The organism is Gardnerella sp. KA00243, assembly GCF_049244105.1.
Classification (GTDB): Bacteria; Actinomycetota; Actinomycetes; order Actinomycetales; family Bifidobacteriaceae; genus Bifidobacterium; species Bifidobacterium leopoldii.
This window is the reverse complement of sequence record NZ_CP058375.1, coordinates 1330968-1347031: the sequence shown is the minus strand read 5'-3', so window position 1 is coordinate 1347031 and position 16064 is coordinate 1330968. Positions and strand designations below refer to the sequence as shown.

Genomic DNA, 16064 nt, shown 5'->3' with positions numbered 1-16064 from the left:
CCCCCTTTTTTATTATTTCTTTTATTTCTTTTGCAAAAAAGCTAGATTAATTTCGTCTTGAACTTTTTTGACACTGTCGATTGCGTTTTTCTTTCTACTTACAGCTTCATCATTTGACACATGCGCTTGTTTAAGAAGATATTCTGCCTTGTCGCACATTTGCTGAATTTCTTGTTTACTGGATCCACTTTCTAGGAACATTGGCAACCACGAATGAATTGATTGCAAAACTAGTTCTCCAGTATCCACGAATAAGACGTCTCCGTGATCTTTCTCAACAATTTGCATTAACTGCTGTAATTGATTCACATAATTTTTATATCTTTCTACGCTTGCACAATCTTTAGAAACATCAACAAGTTGCGCATAAGCGTCAGAAATAGCGATGTACGCGCTTAACATTTTTTGATTTGAAACAGTATGCGATATGTCATCAGAATTAGTTTCTACAGTTTGCGAAGACGTTTCATTCGCATCCTTCTCATATTTTTGAGCCTCTTGGAACCATACTTTTGCTACTCGCATACGAGATAATCGTTCTGTTTGCGAAACTTTTCCAGAAAATCCTGCAAAATAGTACCAATACGCTTTGCCTATTTCTATAGAAATATTCGACCAATCTTTATTTACAGGACGCAAGTTTTGCTCGTATTTATTAATCAAACCAACAAAACATTGCTCTTCGTTGACACTCCATTGCTGATCTGCAAGTTGAATTTGCAATAAAATTTGGAGAGGTTTAAATGACATTTTGCTTATATATTTCTTATTGCGCATGCTATTTTGCACTTGCATTGCATGAGAAATATATCGACACGCAATATCCGAATTGCTTTCACGCTCAGCTAATTGCATGTAAGAATCGTAACTTTTATTATTTTTGCGTATTGCTTCAATTCTTTTACTACTTGGCTCACCATTAAAAGATTGCTTATTTCGATTTACAAAAGCATTCCCCACAAATAAACCTAAGCAGTTGAATAAAATTACTATAAAAACTAGCACTACAACAATTAATGCCGTAATTGCATAGCGCTTTTTTCTAGGCTTAGAACTATTTTTGCATTGTTTGCGTCGCAATACATTCGTAGAAGTGTCGCATTGTTGTGAATGTTTTTCTGTATGCTCACACGCTTCCAGTGCAGAAAACATTTCGTCGCAATCTTTATATCTATGAGATGGTTTAGTAGCTGTAGCTATTGCGAGCACAGACACTAATTGTTCTACTACTTCACGATTCTCATGAGGCAATAGTACAGCAGATTGCACGTCTGTTTTAGACACTTCAGTTGGCAATAATGCGTAACGCAATGTCATTCCAATCGAATACACATCGCTTGAAGTAGTTGCTGCAGAGTTTTCATTCAAAATTTCAGGAGCAGTAAAAATATTAGTAGCAAATCGAGCGTCGCACTGGTCTATTGTGCGTAAATCAAGCACTCCCCCGTTTGCATATAATTGCGTTGCAGCACCAAAATCAATCAAACGGACTGTGCCATCTTCTGAAATCATAACCTGAGAAGGCTTAAGATCACCGTATATAATTGGCGGATAATGCGAATGTAAATAAGAAAGTATTGAGCAAAGTTGCATACCTAGATCAAGAACAGTTTCAACATTTTGCAATCCAGATTCTTCTACAATAGATTTTAAAGAACGTCCCTTTACATAATCGCGAACAGCATAAGCTCTACCATTTTCTTCAAAAAAATCAACAATTCGCGGAATAGCTGGATGATCGCATTCCTTTAAAACATTCGCTTCAGCGCGTAAGGATTGAATAATATGCTGTTGATACTCTTCGTCTCCTTGCAGAAGCGTTTCTTTAACAGCCCATTGCTTGTGCAAAACGGTGTCAACAGCAAGAAAGACTGTTGAAGTGCCACCACGCCCCAGCTCACCAAGCAGCTGATAGCGTCCGCCTACACAAACCATCGTTACGCCTCCGCAATATTGAAAACTACAACTACTCATCAAATATTTCAGTTAATTTTTTGAGTAATTGAATTACAGTTGCGACTACTGTACCGATAAATTTATGCGTAAAAAAGCTTTTTATAGCATTGTGGATAAAAGCTTATAAACCTACAAAACTCACGTTTTGTAGAAGAAGTAGAAGAATATATCAGTCGATATTAGCGCCCAAAGCTAAAAGTTTGCCTCTAAAATCTGCATATCCTCGATCAATTAGCGAAATTCCGCGCACATTCGACGGACCTTGAGCAGTAAGAGCTGCAATCAAATGGCTAAAGCCTCCGCGCAAATCAGGTACGTCAATATCTTGACCTGTCAACGGAGTAGGTCCGAAAATAACTGCAGAATGCTTGTAATTGCGCTGCTGGAACCTGCAAGGAAGCGAACCTAAGCATTCACGATAAAGCTGAATCATAGCTCCCATTTGCACAAGTGGCTTCGTGAAGCCAAAACGATTTTCATAAACAGTTTCATGCACAATACTCAAGCCCTTCGCTTGAGTAAGCGCAACAACAAGAGGCTGCTGCCAATCAGTCATAAAACCAGGATGTACATCGGTTTCAATAGCAACAGGATGCAAATCCCCACCCGGATGCCAAAAACGAATTCCTTTATCTGTAACATCAAACTGTCCGCCAACTTTACGGAACACGTTTAAGAAAGTCATCATTTCTGGCTGAGTTGCGCCCTTAATAAACACATCTCCGTGTGTTGCAAGAGCAGCAGAAGCCCAAGAAGCTGCTTCAATGCGATCAGTTAATGACGTATGAGTGTATCCTTGAAGCTCTTTTACTCCTTCAATACGGAAAGTACGGTCAACGTCTACAGAAATAATCGCACCCATCTTTTGCAAAACGGCTACCAAATCCATGATTTCTGGCTCAATTGCAGCTCCGGAAAGCTCTGTACGACCTTCTGCAAGAACCGCTGCAAGCAAAGTCTGCTCGGTTGCACCGACAGAAGGATAAGGCAAATGAATTTTAGTGCCATGTAAGCCATTAGGTGCAGTAATATGTATACCATCCTCATGATCTTTATCTACATTTGCACCAAGTTTACGCAACGTCTCAAGATGAAAATCAATTGGACGACCACCAATATTGCATCCTCCAAGCGCAGGAATAAACGCTTCTCCAAGACGATGAAGAAGAGGACCAGAAAAAAGAATTGGAATACGAGACGAACCAGAAAGAGTGTCGACGTCAGCTACATCTGCGAGCTGCACTTTTGTGGCATCAATTGTCACAATGCCTTCAGGCCCATTAACCTCAACGTCAACACCATGCAAACGCAACAGATCAGAAACTACATGAACATCGCGAATTTCAGGAACGTTTTTTAGAACAGACTTACCTGGTGCCAACAAAGCTGCAACCATAGCTTTGCTAACAAAGTTTTTTGCGCCACGCACTTTAATAGTGCCATTAAGCGGCTTACCACCTTCTACATGCAACACATCTGCAGCGTCAATGCCACTATTGTTGTTCTGTTCAGCCGTATTGTGTGCGGACACATTTACCTCTTTCGTTCGCGCTAAAACACTATTCACTATAATACCGGCATATTTGCCAACGCGCTCATGCAATCTATTAAAACTGATTAAATTAGCGCGTAGATCGTTGACGCCATCGACGAATCAATCTAGTAAGCAGTGATGGTTTACGCAATAAATCTACTTCTGGCAATTCATGCTCAGACTCAGCTGTAAGAGCATAAGTATAGGCTTTTTTGGAAGAAGGTTTGCCAACAAGATTCCCAAATTCAAGCATTTGCGTACGCGGTTCAAACGGATGACGAATATCAAATTCGAGCAAGCGCACGCCTCTTTTAGCAGGTTCAGGACCGTAAGATCCAAAACCACATGTAGGAGTAGCAACAAATAGCATATTACTCTCGGGATCTTTAGCTGCGAAAGAATTGCGGTGATCGTGACCGGCAATTAGCGCAAAAGCTCCGGCATCAAGCAAAGCAGCATATTCGCCACTATCGACGTCAGGGCAGCTAATTCCTTCACCTAAATACCCATCTGGCAGAACATGTTTTTCGTCAAGAGCATAATAGCGGCCAGCAAAAGTACGATACCCCTCGATAGCATGTTCGCGCGCAGCAAGTTCTTGCGGAACTTCGCGAAGAACACGATAATATTGCGGCAATGGAAAATGCTGAAAAACGCAAATATGCTCAGGCAAATAAGAAGAAAGACCAGAAATAAACTCGATAGTTTTTTTAGAAGGGCTACCATAGCCGCCTGATTTAGCATAATCTCCAGAATCAACTAAAACTATTGAAAAAACAACCTTTTCATGCTTTTCATCCATAACAGGCAAGGCAAAAGTACCAGGCTCGCATGTAAAAATAATCTGCTTTGGCAACACACATTTTGTCGATTGCATAGCACTTGCAGAAGATGTACTAGAAGCACTACGATTCATGCAACATGGAAAATCTTGATATATCTTATCAAGCTCTTCATTATTTAGACCGCACTGGAAATCATGATTACCATAAGTAACAACCCATGGAATACTGCGATCTTCTAGTGGCTTCATTAACTTAGCAACGAATTCGTGCACTTTATCAACCAATTGCTTCTTATCAGAAGACGAAATATTGGAAGATTCCTGCCAGCGTCTACGCTGAAAAGTTTTTGCAAATACTTTTTCATAACCTGCAATCTGGTTTCCGCTAAAAACTACAAGATCTGGTCGCACAGCATCGCAAGCAGAAGCAATAAGTCGAATGGTGTCTTGTGAAATACGTAACCCATCTTGAACATCTGCACACTGAAGCACTCGGAATTTACCAGAAAGATGGAACTGCAAACGTCCTAAACGCGCCGAAACAGATAAAGGAAGTGCCGCAGATGCATTAGCTTCGGATTGTGCAGAATCAGTCATACTTTAAGCATACGGCAGATATGCCGCGACTCACTCAATTTTGTTCGCAAGTTTACATAAATTATTTACATTCAAAAATACTAAATTAAGCAAATACTGATAAGAAATAACCCAAAAGCGATAAAAACGTGCAATTTCAGTAAAATAGTTACAAATTCACAGACAATTCACAGGTAATCGCATTACTGCACTCAGCATAAGGTGGTTATTATATATACATCAAAAGGAAATAAACTACAAGCAAGTAGTTGAATTTGACTTTAATAACTTAAACCTCTCTTCTTCTCTTCTTTCTCTAACCCCGGTCACGCACCGGGGTTTTTGATTTTAAGGCTGCATAAGAAGCGTGCGGCAAGCGTAGTAAACGGGATAAGCGTGTACAAGCGCGGTAAACGGCAAAAACTGAGCACGCATGTAAAGAAACTGTCGTTTCATCACCTTAATCCGACCAAAACTTTACAGCCGCGTAAAGAAAAGGTCGCGCGCTGAGGCAAATCGCAGGAATACAGATAGATAACAAAAAAGCCCTCGTTCTACGAGAGCTATTCGCTGGGGTACCTGGACTCGAACCAAGAATGGATGAACCAGAATCACCTGTGTTGCCAATTACACCATACCCCAATTGGCAGGCTTCGCGGCTCTTGGGACCGTTCCGTCTTCGTACCCCCGACCGGATTTGAACCGGTGTTGGCGCCGTGAGAGGGCGTAGTCCTAGACCGCTAGACGACGGGGGCTTTCATTTATCAGCTACGCCTCTTGACGCAACAAATAGCGACTTTACAACATAACAGCTCAATACGCAACCGCGGCGTGTCGAAAATATATTAAACGAAACATAAAACAAATAAAAAAGCGGGAACGTAGCAATAGTGCCACGTTCCCACCTTGTTCAAATTTTATTTGAGCTTATAAATTATTGGTGATTTACAAATGCTCACGCAATCCAGCTAAACGCGCCAAAGTCACGTCTTTGCCCACGATTTCCATGGACTCAAACAGTGGCGGAGAAACGCGACGGCCAGAAAGTGCAACTCGCACAGGACCAAATGCCAAGCGCGGCTTGTAACCAGCTTCCTCAACAAGCTTCTTATTCAAAAGCTCATGCAAGGAATCAGTATGCCAATCAGCGGCATCAACACCCTTCAAAGCAGCGAGCGCAGCGTCAAGAACCTCGCCTGCAGATTCCTTCAACTGTTTACGAGCGTCGTCATCTGGAGCAATGTAGCCATCTTCGCTTAACAGGCTTCCAACCATTCCAGCGACTTCACCAAGCAAACGCACGCGAGGCTGTACAAGAGGAGCTGCAGCTGTGAGTACTTCACGCTCGCGGTCAGTTAACGCATCCCAATTATCTGCGCTAACTACGCCATCCTTATGCAAGTAAGGCACAGAACGATTCAAGAAATCTTGCGGATCGAGCATACGAATATGCTCAGCGTTGATGGAAATCGCCTTGTCTAAGTCAAAGTGTGCAGGATTTGCCTTAACGTCTCGCACATCGAACTTTTCAATCATTTCGTCCATAGTGAACACGTCACGATCAGGAGCGATCGACCAGCCAAGCAAAGCCAAGTAGTTCAGTAAGCCTTCTGGAATAAATCCGTTATCTCTATGCAAGAACAAGTTGGACTCAGGGTCTCTCTTGGAAAGCTTCTTCTTACCTTCGCCCATAACGTAAGGCATATGGCCGTAAAGTGGAGTTTCCTTAGCAATGCCCATCTCCATAAGGTAACGGTAAAGCACAATCTGACGAGGCGTGGAGCTAAGAATATCTTCACCGCGCAAAACAACGTTCACATCCATTAACGCATCGTCAACAGGGTTTGTAAGCGTATAAAGTGGATCGCCATTCGGGCGCACAATCACATAATCTGGAACAGATCCAGCTTTAAAGGTGATTTCGCCACGAATTAAATCGTTAAAAGTAATGTCTTCATTTGGCATCTTCAAGCGAAGTGCAGGTTTGCGGCCTTCGTCGCGGAAAGCTTGCTTCTGTTCTTCCGTAAGATTGCGATCGTAGCCATCGTAACCAAATTCAGCAGGACGACCAGCAGCAATATTACGCTCCTTAATTTCTTCAGGAGTAGAGAAGGATTCATAAGCGTATCCTGCTCCAAAAAGCTTTTGTGCTACGTCTTTATAAATTTCCATGCGCTGGGACTGGCGATACGGTCCGTTATCTCCGCCAACATCAATGCCCTCGTCCCAATCAATATTGAGCCAACGAAGAGCCTCAATAATCTGCTGGTAGCTTTCCTCACTATCGCGCTCATTATCGGTATCTTCAATACGGAACAGCAATTTGCCGTGAGTATGGCGAGCCTCCGCCCAGTTAAATAGCGCGGTACGAACCATACCTACGTGAGGTGTACCGGTTGGCGAAGGGCAAAAACGCACGCGAACATTCTTTGGAAGTTCAGGCTTTGCGGATTTTGTTGCATTATTAGCAACTTCTTGAGTTTCCTCGATATCAGTCATAGGTTCCATTGTGCCGCGCGTTACGGACGTGCAGCATTCGCATCAAACATAAGTCAACCTAAAAACTAATCAAGCGCCTGCGTAGATTCTTTATTACCCTCAACGTGCGCAAACTTCGCAGCAAGAGCCTCGCGGGACTTTCTATCATCCTCTTCTTTTGCGAGCTTCTTCGCAACTTCAGGATCCCACAGCACGTCTTCACGATGCTTTTCCCACTCTGAAATAAGCAGCGGCGAAATAAAATTGACCAACGCACTTATATCACAATTACACTTATCACTAGAATTGCGCACACAAACAACAATCTCACGCCATTGAGCATCCTTGAACATCATTCGCGGCAAACCAGCACACTCACATATTTCGTTAATATATAAGAAGATTGGTAAAGTTTCGCAAATCTCGTTAGTTTTTTTAATTAGATTTGTTAGTAAGCTTAAAACTACAATAATTTTTTGCGTTTCCAATGATTTATTTTCATAACAAGAAACCATTTGTTTCGCATAATTAATTGCAAAGTCGATATTGTTAATACTCCAATTACCTTCAACATTTAACGTATCGGCTGCTGCATTTATTGCATTAGAATCTTCGGCAGAATGAGATGCAATCTTACTAAAAATAGAATTTATATTATTACTATTTTCTAGTATTTCTTCTTCTGCTTCATCATAGTTAGGCTCATAGCATGAATCCATATTGTCGTAAGCATCGGCGGCAGCAAGTAGCGCGTCTACTATTTCTTGCGGACGTCCAGGAATTTCATCCGCGCCTTCATACACAAATTCAGCATCCGGAACGGTAACGTCAAGATTCGTGAGTATTCGTGCTATTGCTCGCATTGAGCGCACCTCAAGATTTTCCGCATATTTTGCGTCGTTATCTAAGTGTCGCGCTTCCGTCAATGGCCATAATTCTGTTAGTTTTGCGGCAGATTGCGCTGCATCATTCAGCATTAGCATACTTTTTTCATTATTTTTAATATCTTCAGAATCTTTGACAGAATCAACAGAATTAACCATTTCAATGCTCCTTCGCATTATATGTTACTTACTTCACTCGCCCAGCAGGATCAACATACGTAATTGAAAGCACACGCAAAGTCTCACAATCGTAAGTAATAGAAGTAATCGAAGCTAAAGCCGTGTGACGAAGAAGCATATTATGTTCAGCGTGACCGGTTTCCAGTAGGTGTCTATAAGACCAGATTGGCGACTCATGAGTAACTGCAACGATTTGCTCACCAGGATGCTTACGAACCTGCTCGCGCGCAAAATCACCAACGCGAGTAGCAATACTGCGGTAGCTTTCTCCCCAACTTGGCTTCCACAAATTCGCAACAAGCTTCCAATTGTCGTTTTTCCACAGCGCGCCTTCACCGTAGCCTATGCGTTTTCCGCGGAAATTATTTCCAGCTTCAATTAAGCGTTTATCTAAAACAATGTCGCTTTCTTGAGATTGCGCAAAAGATTGCGCAGAATCTTCATCACAGTGCGCTTTTACATAGGCAGAATCTGCAATATTGCGCAAAGCATTTTCGATTTCACGCGCTGTTTCACGAGTCCGCTCAAGAGGAGACGAATAAATTGCAGTAATTCCGCGCATTTGCGGAACAGTGGCAATATATTTTGCTGTAGCTTGCGCCATCCTCACTCCGCGAGCCGAAAGATGAAATCCAGGAAGACGCTCATACAACACGTGATTTGGATTATCAACTTCTCCATGACGCACAAAATGAATTGTCGTAGCTGGCATTGCGTTCTACTTTCTGTTTAAAAGATTAAACCAATTACTTGCGGTTTTTTGTATGATTAAGCGACCACATTCCCAAGCGGTGAGCAAAACTCGTATCTTCTTGCGCAACATACCCAGGCTGTTGAGATTTAGTATCATCGAGCAGCCACTTTCGTATAACAAAATTCCACACAGCAACAACAACAGTAGCTACAAGTTTTCCTATATTTGTGCGCAAAACGTATACTGCAGATCCGCGTAAAGTTTCAGCCATTCCTAACGTACTAGCCCAAATAATCAAATCATTTATAAGCAAACCTATGACTGCGGAAATAACAAAAATCAGAAGCTCCATCCACTTTGCCATATCTTCACGATGTTTAAAGACGTATTTCATACTGGCAATATAGTTGAAGATAAGTGAGATTACGAAAGAAATCGTACCCGCAACCACATTATTTAAGTGCGCAAGCATTAATAAATTGAGTAGCGCAACGTCAATAATAAGGGCAATAATGCCCACAATTCCAAACTTTACAACCTGTTCAATAAGCTTTTTCATAATATCCATTAAACACGCGGCTGCTAACAAATAACATATAATTGTTACGTAATAAAGCTTACTAAATTTAGCAAAGGAGCGATTATGCCAGTTATTCATACTCATATTTCTGTAAGCACAACACCTGCCCAGCGTGACGCATTAAAAACTGCTTATGGCAAAGCAATTAGCGCAGTTCCAGGAAAAAGCGAGCATTGGCTCATGTGCCCATTCGAGGACAATATGCCGATTTATTTTGCAGGAGACGATTCCAAGCCTGCAGCTTACGTTGAGGTGAACGTGTTTGGTTCCAGCGTGCCAGGGTCTGCTTGGGAAAAGTTAACTGAGCAGATTATGGCAGCTTTAGAGCGAGAGCTTGGGATTCCACAGGATCGCACTTATATTCGTTACACTGCAACTACTGACTGGGGTTGGAACGGCGGCAACTTCTAGTCAAAACTGCAAAATATATTAAGCCAATTACTTCTTAAGAGGAGCTGCCCCAACCGATTCACGCACGATGAGGGCAGTTCCTAGTTTTTTATGCGAAACAGGCAAAGCTTCTTCATCAAAGCGTATTTGATCAATCAAACTTTCTGCAGCCAAACGTCCTTTTGAAGTAATTGGCTGATGAACCGTAGTTAATCGTGGCGTACAAATTGTAGACAAAGGCAAATCATCATAACCAGTAATGGAAAGGTCCTCAGGCACACGTAGCCCTTGTTGTTGAGCTGCTCCAAGCACGCCTAGCGCAATAATGTCGCTAAACGACACAATCGCAGTAGGTCTGTATTCGAGATTAGTATCATTCCACATTTTATTGAAAACATCAGTGCCACCCTGATATGTGCAGGGCGTTTCTATAACGGTAATTTCTTTATCTTCCGGCGATAAGTTATGCTTTTTAAGCGCGCGCACAACACTTGCCATGCGCCTACCAACTATTCCTTGCCACCCAGGATAATCAGTATGCGATTTCGTTTCAATTGCCGCAATACCAATATTTCTATGACCTAAATCAATAAGTCGATCTACTAAATCTTCAAAATCATGCTCATCGTCAACTTCTACAGTCGGAACGTTAATAGGTTGAGCAGGATCCACAATCACTACAGGAACATGCTTATTCAAAATTTCAACAACTTCTGCACGTTCAGCTTCCAAGCCGCAAATTATAAAACCACTTACTGCAGCTGTAGGAATAGCTTTTAACATTGAACCTCTTAGCGGAGGAACAAGCATCAAAGTGTAGCCTTCCGACTGGCAAACCTGCCCAATGCCCTGAATCAAAAGTGAATAATAGGGATTTTGCAAAATCGTATCAATACCTTGCGGCAGCAACAAGCCCAAAGCATTCGAAGAATTCGTACGCAATGCTCTAGCTGTTGCACTTCGCACATATCCCATTTCTTCAGCAGTTTGCATAATATGTTCAACCGTCGCCTCAGATAGTTTTGACGGATCATTATATGCAAAAGATACTGCAGACTTGGAAACATTAGCTTTTTCTGCAACATCCTTAATAGTCACTCTACGAACATTCATAGCTTCCCCACTGCTTCACCTTCATACATTATGATGGATTTTTCTCCCATACGGTATTGCTTACCTATTATACTTGGCACACCAAATAGCGCACGATCCATACGCACCGGCAAATCATCACAATTGATGTAAGCTCCAGATCCGCGATGCACTAAACATAAGCATGCACGCCCCGAAGGTAAGTTGCGCGTAATACACACAGTATGTTTACCTAAAGCAGCTACATGCTGCCTGCCATATTGGAGAGCAGCATTTTCTCTACGTAGACGCATTAATTTGCAAACTGTTTTACGAACAGATAAATTCCAAGCATTCTCATTCCAAATCATAGGAGCGCGGCAACCCGGATCATTTTCTCCTTCCATACCATTTTCATCGCCGTAATACACCATAGGAGCACCATCAGCAGCGAATAACAGCGCATAAGCTAAATTCTCAGCGTCTTCAGCAGACGTATCCCAAGCATATTCATGAGCTTTTGTACGCGTAAGCAATCGCTCAGTATCGTGACTCCCAAGCAAATTCAACATACAAGAACGATGTTCTTCTGGAATATCGTTATACAAAGCATTCATACCATCTGCAAAATCATAAGCATCCAACGTTTCATCAGCGCAAAAACCTAGGACTAAATCACGAACTGTATAATTCATGGTTCCATCCATAAGTTCCGGAGTAAGCCATTGAGAAGGGTTACGCCATTCTTCAGCTACTAAGTATTTATCATCCCCAAAAGATTTCACTACTTTATGGAAACCCTTCCAAAATGTTTTATTGACGAAATATGGAACATCTAAACGCCAGCCATCAATACCACGATTTAACCAATATTTAGCAACGTTATAGTGATGTCTACGCACTTCTGGATTATATACATTCCATTTTGGTAAATAGTAACAGCCGGAACATGTTTTATAATTCGGTTCCGGATGAGACACTACAGGAAAGCCCTCTACCGAAAACCAATTAACATATTGCGATTGTTCGCCGTTACGTACAACATCTTGAAACGCCCAGTGGCCTATTCCACAATGATTGAATACACCATCTAAAACTACACGAATCTGCAATTCATGAGCACGCTTAATAAACTCATCAAAATCTGCGTCATTACCAAGACGTGAATCAATTTTGAAATAATCAGTGGCATCATAGCGATGATTCGTATCCGCTTGGAAAATTGGAGTAAGATACAAAGCATTGACACCCATATCCGCAAGATATGACAGATGCTCACTGATCCCTTGCAAATCACCACCGAAAAAATTGTCCCTAGTTGGAGATTTATCCCATGATTCTACAGGATTAGGGTTAATAGAGGCATTTGCATTTGCGAAACGCTCCGGAAAAATCTGATAAAATACACTTGATTTTACCCATTCAGGTTGCATGACTTGTTCCTAACAAATAGTAAATTTTACAAATTGTAAACGTCTTAGCACTTCTTCAATCTTTAAGACCTGTAGAAGCGATTCCTCGTTCAAGAGCTTTTTGGAAGAAGAAGAAAATAATAATTGATGGCAAAGTTGACGTCAAAGTTCCAGCCATTAAATAGTTCCATGACGTACCATAACGTCCAACAAAACCACTCAAGCCGATTTGAATAGTACGCATTTCTTCTGCATTTGTAACCAACAGAGGCCACAGAAAATCATTCCATGCAAATAGGAATGAGAATACACCAAGAGTTGCAAGAGCTGGCTTAGAAAGCGGCAGAATAACTTTAATAAAAATACCAAGGCTTGAACATCCGTCAATTCTTGCAGCCTCATCTAGCTCACGCGGGATAGTAGTAAAATGTTGGCGTAGCAAAATAATGCCAAATACATCAGCCAAACGCGGAACTGTTAAAGCTGCCATAGTATCAATCCAACGTAACTGAGCGATAATACCGTACATAGGTATAACTGTTACGAAAGCAGGAACCATGAAAGCAGAAAGTAGCAGCACGAATAATATTTTCTTTCCAGGAAACTCTAATCGCGCAAAAGCAAAAGCTGCCATAGCATCAAACGCAAGGTGACCAACTACAATAATTGCCGACATGATCAAGCTATTAATATAATAGTTTGCAAACGGAGCGCTTTGCCACGCATGCAGATAATTTTCCCAATGCCATGATGTTGGAATCACTGACTGAACGGCATACGTTTCGGCTTTTGTTTGCAACGACGTTGTAAACATCCACATAAATGGGATAAGTACCGAAGCTGCACCGATAATGAGTACAATATGCCGAGCAAGATGCAACGAACGCAATCTCGTAAAAACCTTACTTATTTTCTGCATTACTTACCTTCCATTGCACAAGAGTTACGATAAGAACTAACACCAGCGACGCTATAGCAATTGCCGTACCATAACCGAAATTGCCTAACCTAAATGCTTGACGATACATAAACATTCCTAGTACGTCAGTGCCACCTCGAGGACCGCCTTCAGTAAACACATAAATTAAATCAAATGATTGGAAACTACTAATCAGTGCTTGCACAACCACAAAGAATGTCATTGGTCTAAGCAGAGGAACTGTAATATAACGCAGCTGTTGCCAGCTCGTAGCACCATCAAGACTTGCAGCTTCATAAGTCGACTTAGAAAGAGATTGCAAAGCAGTCAAATATAGAATGATATTAAAACCTAAGTTCTTCCAAACTGTAAGGAGTGTAGTAGCAAGTAATGCTAGCCACTTGTTGTGGAGCCAGTCGGGTCCTGCAATACCTAGGGATGAGAGTACAGAATTTACAAGACCCGATGGATCCAACATATATTTCCACACAATTGCTACAGCCACCGAGGAGGTAACGACAGGAAGGAAATATATAGTGCGATACAATCCGCGAGCGCGAATTGGCGCATCTAGTAATACCGCAAAAAGCAACCCCGAAACAACCGATAGCACAGCTACACCAAATGCATAGATAACAGTCACGGTTAAACTATTCCAAAATTCTGGATCTTGAGATAGTTTCACATAATTCTTCAATCCAATAAAATCTGGATTTACAGAAAACCCGTTCCAATTCGTTAAGCTCGTATAAGCTGCAGAAATAATTGGATAAAAAGTGAAGATGACGAGAATCACTAATCCAGGAAGCAACAATCCCCATGCTGTGAGAATTTGCTCCCATTTACCTACAGTTTTACGACTATCACGAATCAGCTTACCATTACTAGCTTTTGCTTCTGCATTAGCAGCTGACTTGTTCTTTTTCAACTGTACTATCGGGTTACGCATGATTACTTACCTTGCGATATTACTTCGTTGACTGCTTTTTCTGCATTCTTTAATGCAGTTCCAACATTTACTTCGCCAGAAAATGCTTTTTCCATTTCCTTTGCGAATGCCAACGAAATCTGTGGATATAGTTTGGTGTTTGGACGAGTATGAGCAGTTGCCATTTGTTCAATATATGGAAGTAGGCGAGGCTCTTTCTTTTCAACCCATGAACGATACTCTGCATTGTTAGCAGCACTCTTTGTCGCAGGCAGGAAACCAGTAGATTCACACCAATCAAGCACTTGCTTGTCTTGCAAGAACCAAGTCACAAATTCAGCAGCAGCTTTTACTTTTGCATCATCATTGTTAAACAACATGGCTTGTTCTCCGCCAAGATTAGTAGATGGTTTACCACCTTCAGGAGTTGGTAAAGGAGCTGCAGCAAAATCAAATGGAGGATCCGCTGCCCAAATACCTACCATCCAAGAACCTTCCTGAGCAGAACCACCTTTACCTTTTTCAAACTTGCCCCATCCAGCATATGGGCTCACTCCACTTTTAATAAGATCCATCCAGAAATTGGCAGCTTTCTTACCTGCAGGAGTGTTAAAAGCAGCAGCAGAGTTATCTTTCTTTAAGAATTCACCCCCAGCTTGCCAAAGATTGACTTGGAAGTTCCAGGTAAGAGCCTCACCGCTGTCTCCTGCTTCGGTTGGCAAATCGTATCCTGGAAGACCAGTCTTATCTTTGATTTGCTTTGCCATTTGCTTTAATTCAGCCCAAGTTTTTGGCGGCTTATCTGGATCTAAACCAGCCTTCTTAAATATTGTGCGATTGTACATATAAGCAAGATTATTGGCTGACATTGGAACGGATACTAAGCGACCATCAATTGACCCAAAATTCTTTAATGCTGGGTTAATATTGTCAATTACTTCAGGCTTGAGAAGCTTTTTTAAGTCTGCAGATTTGCCAATTTGCGCCATTTGAGGCATCCAAATCAAATCGCCTATAGCCATGTCTGGCAAAGTATTTGACGTAGCAGATGCGCGTAATTTTGTTAAGAAATCAGCATTAGGAACATTTGTAGTTTTAATCTCAATGTTCTTATGAGAAGCATTAAATGCTTTAACTTTTTTATCGAAGGCATCTGCATTAGCGCCATCCCAATAATGCCAAACAGAAACGGTTGTTTTACCTTGAGCATTACTCGTGGAGCTTGTGCTGCCACCACATGCGGTAAGCGAAAGCGCAGCAACGAGCATCACAGAGATTGCTCCAAACTTTTTTAGTTTCAACATCGTTGTTCTTCCTTAGAAATATTTAGAGAAACTTAAAGGTTCTTGGGCATACCGCCCAATGCACCATTTGATATATAGCAACGCCAGACTTCTGCCGCAAACAGTGTCGTTTACTCCTTTCACTCATGAACAACCATTTTGCTAATGCCTCAGCGCCGAGCACTAGACGTGTGCCTTTTCGTATCTTGCTTTACTGGCTAAGCGAGAATTACTTTTAGATTGCACATTATTTTGTTCGTTATTGAAATATACTAAATCGTTCCAATAAATAAGTCAAGCGTGCGTTTTATATAAAATTCGCCATACTTTGCTACGAAAAATTACGCAACAAAATATGGCGGTTTATTTAGCTTATACGGTTATTTCATGATTTT

Annotated in this window: 13 protein-coding genes and 2 tRNA genes; 1 reads left to right on the top strand and 14 read right to left on the bottom strand. The window is 41.5% G+C overall.

Going from position 1 to position 16064, the window contains the following annotated elements; genetic code table 11:
• Nucleotides 1-21: 21 nt before the first annotated feature.
• From HXT50_RS05185 to HXT50_RS05145, 9 genes are all read right to left on the bottom strand, one after another.
• Nucleotides 22-1935: a serine/threonine protein kinase gene (locus HXT50_RS05185; protein WP_116442584.1), complete on the bottom strand. Its 1914-nt coding sequence runs from the start codon at nt 1933-1935 to the stop codon at nt 22-24.
• A 190-nt stretch (nt 1936-2125) separates the two neighbouring features.
• The gene (gene murA / locus HXT50_RS05180; protein WP_004109784.1) at nt 2126-3487 is read right to left on the bottom strand and encodes a UDP-N-acetylglucosamine 1-carboxyvinyltransferase; all 1362 of its coding nucleotides are present in this window, start codon (nt 3485-3487) and stop codon (nt 2126-2128) included.
• Nucleotides 3488-3578: 91 nt separating this feature from the next.
• Nucleotides 3579-4871 carry a metallophosphoesterase gene (locus tag HXT50_RS05175; RefSeq protein ID WP_004105623.1) on the bottom strand — a complete coding sequence of 431 codons (1293 nt, stop codon included), beginning with the start codon at nt 4869-4871 and terminating at the stop codon, nt 3579-3581.
• Between the two features lie 549 nt (nt 4872-5420).
• Nucleotides 5421-5492 (bottom strand) — tRNA-Gln (locus HXT50_RS05170).
• 40 nt (nt 5493-5532) lie between these two features.
• Nucleotides 5533-5605: transfer RNA gene (locus HXT50_RS05165), tRNA-Glu, on the bottom strand.
• Between the two features lie 190 nt (nt 5606-5795).
• Nucleotides 5796-7358 (bottom strand): glutamate--tRNA ligase, encoded by a 1563-nt coding sequence (gene gltX, locus HXT50_RS05160; RefSeq protein WP_421777093.1) that lies wholly within the window; start codon nt 7356-7358, stop codon nt 5796-5798.
• Nucleotides 7359-7414: 56 nt separating this feature from the next.
• Nucleotides 7415-8371, bottom strand: a complete 957-nt coding sequence (locus HXT50_RS05155; RefSeq protein WP_421777092.1) for a hypothetical protein — start codon at nt 8369-8371, stop codon at nt 7415-7417.
• Nucleotides 8372-8399: 28 nt separating this feature from the next.
• Entirely contained in the window at nt 8400-9104 is a 705-nt protein-coding gene (locus HXT50_RS05150; RefSeq protein ID WP_421777091.1) for a histidine phosphatase family protein, read from the bottom strand.
• 34 nt (nt 9105-9138) lie between these two features.
• Nucleotides 9139-9645: a GtrA family protein gene (locus HXT50_RS05145; protein ID WP_032835361.1), complete on the bottom strand. Its 507-nt coding sequence runs from the start codon at nt 9643-9645 to the stop codon at nt 9139-9141.
• A gap of 84 nt (nt 9646-9729) precedes the next feature.
• On the opposite strand from HXT50_RS05145, the gene HXT50_RS05140 reads away from it, so the two are divergent.
• Entirely contained in the window at nt 9730-10077 is a 348-nt protein-coding gene (locus HXT50_RS05140) for a phenylpyruvate tautomerase MIF-related protein (RefSeq protein ID WP_101885865.1), read from the top strand.
• Nucleotides 10078-10104: 27 nt separating this feature from the next.
• Here HXT50_RS05140 and HXT50_RS05135 read toward each other — a convergent pair whose 3' ends face one another.
• The 5 genes from HXT50_RS05135 to HXT50_RS05115 are packed head-to-tail and all read right to left on the bottom strand — an operon-like array spanning nt 10105 to nt 15690.
• Nucleotides 10105-11169, bottom strand: coding sequence for a LacI family DNA-binding transcriptional regulator (locus tag HXT50_RS05135; RefSeq protein WP_032842347.1), 1065 nt, complete (start codon nt 11167-11169; stop codon nt 10105-10107).
• Nucleotides 11166-12560 carry a glycoside hydrolase family 13 protein gene (locus tag HXT50_RS05130; RefSeq protein ID WP_421777090.1) on the bottom strand — a complete coding sequence of 465 codons (1395 nt, stop codon included), beginning with the start codon at nt 12558-12560 and terminating at the stop codon, nt 11166-11168. The genes HXT50_RS05135 and HXT50_RS05130 overlap by 4 nt, the downstream gene beginning before the upstream one ends.
• A 55-nt stretch (nt 12561-12615) precedes the next feature.
• Entirely contained in the window at nt 12616-13458 is an 843-nt protein-coding gene (locus HXT50_RS05125; protein WP_050397215.1) for a carbohydrate ABC transporter permease, read from the bottom strand.
• Complete coding sequence (locus tag HXT50_RS05120) at nt 13442-14407, bottom strand: carbohydrate ABC transporter permease (RefSeq protein ID WP_004105644.1); 966 nt, start codon at nt 14405-14407, stop codon at nt 13442-13444. The genes HXT50_RS05125 and HXT50_RS05120 overlap by 17 nt, the downstream gene beginning before the upstream one ends.
• Before the next feature lie 2 nt (nt 14408-14409).
• The gene (locus HXT50_RS05115; protein WP_421777089.1) at nt 14410-15690 is read right to left on the bottom strand and encodes an ABC transporter substrate-binding protein; all 1281 of its coding nucleotides are present in this window, start codon (nt 15688-15690) and stop codon (nt 14410-14412) included.
• Nucleotides 15691-16064 lie beyond the last annotated feature (374 nt).

Bases quoted from the DNA above. Each gene is read 5' to 3' on its own strand.
- HXT50_RS05185 (WP_116442584.1), bottom strand. From the start codon at position 1,935: ATGGTTTGTGTAGGCGGACGCTATCAGCTGCTTGGTGAGCTGGGGCGT.
- HXT50_RS05135 (WP_032842347.1), bottom strand. From the start codon at position 11,169: ATGAATGTTCGTAGAGTGACTATTAAGGATGTTGCAGAAAAAGCTAAT.
- HXT50_RS05140 (WP_101885865.1), top strand. From the start codon at position 9,730: ATGCCAGTTATTCATACTCATATTTCTGTAAGCACAACACCTGCCCAG.
- HXT50_RS05130 (WP_421777090.1), bottom strand. From the start codon at position 12,560: ATGCAACCTGAATGGGTAAAATCAAGTGTATTTTATCAGATTTTTCCG.
- HXT50_RS05120 (WP_004105644.1), bottom strand. From the start codon at position 14,407: ATGCGTAACCCGATAGTACAGTTGAAAAAGAACAAGTCAGCTGCTAAT.
- HXT50_RS05150 (WP_421777091.1), bottom strand. From the start codon at position 9,104: ATGCCAGCTACGACAATTCATTTTGTGCGTCATGGAGAAGTTGATAAT.
- HXT50_RS05175 (WP_004105623.1), bottom strand. From the start codon at position 4,871: ATGACTGATTCTGCACAATCCGAAGCTAATGCATCTGCGGCACTTCCT.
- HXT50_RS05155 (WP_421777092.1), bottom strand. From the start codon at position 8,371: ATGGTTAATTCTGTTGATTCTGTCAAAGATTCTGAAGATATTAAAAAT.
- HXT50_RS05145 (WP_032835361.1), bottom strand. From the start codon at position 9,645: ATGAAAAAGCTTATTGAACAGGTTGTAAAGTTTGGAATTGTGGGCATT.
- HXT50_RS05115 (WP_421777089.1), bottom strand. From the start codon at position 15,690: ATGTTGAAACTAAAAAAGTTTGGAGCAATCTCTGTGATGCTCGTTGCT.
- gltX (WP_421777093.1), bottom strand. From the start codon at position 7,358: ATGGAACCTATGACTGATATCGAGGAAACTCAAGAAGTTGCTAATAAT.
- HXT50_RS05125 (WP_050397215.1), bottom strand. From the start codon at position 13,458: ATGCAGAAAATAAGTAAGGTTTTTACGAGATTGCGTTCGTTGCATCTT.